This window comes from Methylobacterium sp. WL103, assembly GCF_008039885.1.
Classification (GTDB): Bacteria; Pseudomonadota; Alphaproteobacteria; order Rhizobiales; family Beijerinckiaceae; genus Methylobacterium; species Methylobacterium cerastii.
This window is the reverse complement of the sequence record NZ_VRUX01000493.1, coordinates 1-3,228: the sequence shown is the minus strand read 5'-3', so window position 1 is coordinate 3,228 and position 3,228 is coordinate 1. Positions and strand designations below refer to the sequence as shown.

The 3,228-nt window shown below is 71.4% G+C and carries 5 protein-coding genes; all 5 read left to right on the top strand.

Going from position 1 to position 3,228, the window contains the following annotated elements; translation table 11 throughout:
- The first annotated feature begins 231 nt into the window (after window positions 1-231).
- The 5 genes from FV222_RS21115 to FV222_RS21095 all read left to right on the top strand — a co-directional run bounded on the left by FV222_RS21115 (window position 232) and on the right by FV222_RS21095 (window position 3,037).
- Window positions 232-732: a hypothetical protein gene (locus FV222_RS21115; RefSeq protein WP_147815566.1), complete on the top strand. Its 501-nt coding sequence runs from the start codon at window positions 232-234 to the stop codon at window positions 730-732.
- Between the two features lie 26 nt (window positions 733-758).
- Window positions 759-1,361 (top strand): hypothetical protein, encoded by a 603-nt coding sequence (locus tag FV222_RS21110; protein WP_187277406.1) that lies wholly within the window; start codon window positions 759-761, stop codon window positions 1,359-1,361.
- 41 nt (window positions 1,362-1,402) lie between these two features.
- Complete coding sequence (locus tag FV222_RS21105) at window positions 1,403-1,924, top strand: hypothetical protein (RefSeq protein ID WP_147815564.1); 522 nt, start codon at window positions 1,403-1,405, stop codon at window positions 1,922-1,924.
- A 189-nt stretch (window positions 1,925-2,113) separates the two neighbouring features.
- A complete protein-coding gene (locus FV222_RS21100) occupies window positions 2,114-2,557 on the top strand; it encodes a DMT family transporter (protein ID WP_147764463.1) in 444 nt (147 codons plus the stop codon).
- Between the two features lie 36 nt (window positions 2,558-2,593).
- Window positions 2,594-3,037 carry a DMT family transporter gene (locus tag FV222_RS21095; protein WP_147815563.1) on the top strand — a complete coding sequence of 148 codons (444 nt, stop codon included), beginning with the start codon at window positions 2,594-2,596 and terminating at the stop codon, window positions 3,035-3,037.
- Window positions 3,038-3,228: the final 191 nt, after the last annotated feature.

Genomic DNA, 3,228 nt, shown 5'->3' with positions numbered 1-3,228 from the left:
CCCCCGCCCCGTCGCCATACCAGAGGTTTGGCGCCGGGCGCAGCCGCCCCCGCCGGCCCGAGCCCCGTCGCCTCTCCCATTCGCCGTGCGGAAGCTGCTAGACAGGCGAAAGCGGTGCCGGACGCCGCCCGACGCCGCGGCCTCGACGCCGCAACCTGGACGAGCATTCGCTCGCCGCTTCACCCGCCCGCGCCGACGAACGGTCGGCGCATTCCGATGGAGACGCCACGCATGCTCTCACGCCGAAACGCGCTCGCCACCGCCGCGCTGCTGCTCTGCGCATCCGCCGTCCGGGCCGAGCCGACGGTCGGGCTGGCCGAGCGCCGGGCGATCGCCGCCTATCGCGAGGGCCGCTATCCGGCGCAGCAGAAGGCGATCCAGGACGCGGCCGGCTTTCCGGTGCCGGTCGAGGTGGCGTGGGACCAGCTCACCATCCCCGGCGACGACAAGTACTATTCCGACCCGGCCTACTTCGAGACGACGATCTTCGAGCCGCTGGCGGCGGGGCTGAAGCAGGTCGGCCGCGATCCGATGGGCCGCGACGCTCTCAAGGCGAAGCTCAAGGGCATCCGGGTCCGCTACGACGAGAAGACCGCACCGGCCTCGAACTACCCGAACGGCCTGAGGTTCGACGCCGGGGTGCTCGACGTCAACTGGCGGCCCTTCGCCAACGTGGCCGACTACAAGGACCGGGTGGAGGCCGTGGTGAAGGTGCTGGAGCAGGGATTGTGATCCGGGCGGCCCGGCCGCGCCGGGCCGTGTTCGGTGCCCTCGCGGCGGTGGCCTGGTGCGGTGCGGCGATGGCCGAGCCTGCGCCGCGCTCGGGGCGTTATGACAGCCTCACCCTGGTGGTGAAGGGCGACCGTGTCGCCGGCGTCTTCGCCGAGGGCCGCGGCGGGGTCGAGGGCATGCCTTCGTTCAGCTGCATCTTCCTCCTGCACGGGACGCTGTCGGGCGCCCATGGCACCGTCGAGACCTGGTACCCAGGCGAGGCGCGGCGCATCTCCGGCACCCTCGCCTTCGACGCCGCCGGGGCGGCGCTGACCCTGGCCGAGGATCACGGCGGTTGCCCGATGACCACGGGCAGCATGGTCGGCAGCCCCTACGCCCTCGCGGCCGAGGCGGCCGATCCGGGTGAGGACGTCGCGCGCTGGCAGGGGGTGGCCCTGGTCACCGCCAAGCGCGCCGCGTTGCTTGCCGAGCCCGGACCCGCACCGAAGCGCAGCCCGTACCTCGTCGAGGCCGACGTCGTCGCGGTCGTCGAGCGGCGGGGGGATTGGGTCCGGGCCGCCTACGGGGGCGGCAAGGCGCCCGTCGTCGGCTGGCTGCGGGCGGCCGACATCGCCGCGGTCGAACCGTGAGACTTTCCATAAGGCCCGGCTCCGTCGAGCGACCGGCCGACATGTCGGCGGCCTCGTTCGCCGGCGACAGCGGAGACCGGATGATGGTGCGAACATCGACGCGTGGCGAAGGCCGGTTCGCGATCTCTCGGAAGGCGACCACGTGGGTCGCCCTGCTCGGTTTCGCCGTCCTCGACCTCGCCGTCCTGCCGACGCTCCGGCTCGATGCCGTCGCCCGCGAGCCGTCGGGCTCCGCCGCGCTCCGTCGCGACGTCGAGGGCTACGCCTTCGCCGCCTGCCTGACGGCGCAGGATTCCGCGTACCTGAAGGAGCAGGGCCACGGCTGGGGCGCGGTCGTGCTGGAGCGCGGCCACGGCGGCGTCGAGCCGCTCATGTCCCTCGATGCGGCCGTCAAAGCCGCGGCGGCGCGGACGCCGATGGCGCTCATGCACAAGGACGGGCCCGTCTCGGAACCGCTCGTGCCCCTGCCGATCCTGTTCTGCGCGGACCTGCTGCAGACCCCGTCCGTGCGGGCGGCGAAGCTTCGCGCGATGCGGCGGCTTCGACCGGATTACCATCGCTGACGCGACGCGCCTGCGTCGGCTTTTATGCGGACACGTCGCTGCGCGCCGCATGGGGCGATCTGTCCGAGGTCTTCGCGCTCCCGTGATGCAGTCGTTCTGCGGTTTGGTCGGTTGCGCAGAAGAACGTCCGGGTTTTCGTCCAATCGAAGACCCGGCACCTCATCCATCGAGCACCGATGTAGGACGCCCATGTGGTACCTCTACGGCATCGCCCTGCTGGCCGGCGTCGCCAACGCGATCGAGCCCGGCCAGAACGCCACCTTGGCCAAGGTCACGGGCCAGCCGATGCTGGCGGGACTCTTCTGCTTCGGTCTCGCCATGCTGTGCCTGATCGGGGCGATGGTCGTCACCGGCCGGCTCGACCGGCCAAGCGCAGAGAAGGTCGCCAGCGTTTCCTGGTGGGCCTGGCCGGGCGGAATCCTCGGGGCCGCGGTGGTCCTGGCGCAGCTCTACGTTGCGCAATCGGTCGGCGCCGCGCCGTTCCTGGGCTGCGTTATCACCGCGGGCGTGGTCGGGTCGATCGCCCTCGACCATTACGGCCTGGTCGGCTTCGACCGCCATCGCGCGAGCCCGTGGCGCATCGCCGGCGGTGTCCTGATGGTCGGCGGCGTCGCCCTGGTGGCGGTGTTCTGACGATCGACGTCTTCCCAGCCTGATCAAGGATTCCGCATGGTCTTCCTCTATGGATTCGCGCTCCTGGCCGGTCTCGCCAGCGCGATCGAGCCCGGTCAGAACGCCGGCCTCGCCAAAGCGTTCGCGCAGCCGCTCCTGGCGGGCGTGGTCAGCCTCGTCATCAGCATCGCGACGCTCGCCCTGATCATGCTCGTGATGGGGCGCTATGGCTGGCCGGGGATGGAGCGCCTCGCGCAGGTTCCCTGGTGGGCCTGGCTGGGCGGCGTGCTGAGCGCGATCCTCGCGGTGGCGCAGCTCTACGTATCCAAGAAGATCGGCGCCGCGAGCTTCCTCGGGCTGATCGTGACGGCGGGCGTCGTCACCTCGGTCCTGCTCGACCATTTCGGCCTCGTCGGCTTCAAGGTGCACGAGGCGAGCGTCTGGCGTCTCCTCGGAGGCGTGCTGATGATCGGCGGCGTCGGCTTAGTCGCGCGGTTTTGATCGACGCCCGCGGAGGCGGTTTATCCGGCTGCCCTGCCTCGTCCGTCAGACTAGAACCAGGATCGCCCCGAGGATCAGCAGCACCGCGAGGCCGGCGAGCAGGACGACCCGTCCGACCGGCTCGTCCGCGTCCGCCTCCTGCTTCGCGTCCGCGTCCGCGGCAGGCGGCGGCGTGACGCTCACCGCCGGCT

Bases quoted from the DNA above. Each gene is read 5' to 3' on its own strand.
- FV222_RS21105 (WP_147815564.1), top strand. From the start codon at position 1,403: ATGTCGGCGGCCTCGTTCGCCGGCGACAGCGGAGACCGGATGATGGTG.
- FV222_RS21095 (WP_147815563.1), top strand. From the start codon at position 2,594: ATGGTCTTCCTCTATGGATTCGCGCTCCTGGCCGGTCTCGCCAGCGCG.
- FV222_RS21100 (WP_147764463.1), top strand. From the start codon at position 2,114: ATGTGGTACCTCTACGGCATCGCCCTGCTGGCCGGCGTCGCCAACGCG.
- FV222_RS21115 (WP_147815566.1), top strand. From the start codon at position 232: ATGCTCTCACGCCGAAACGCGCTCGCCACCGCCGCGCTGCTGCTCTGC.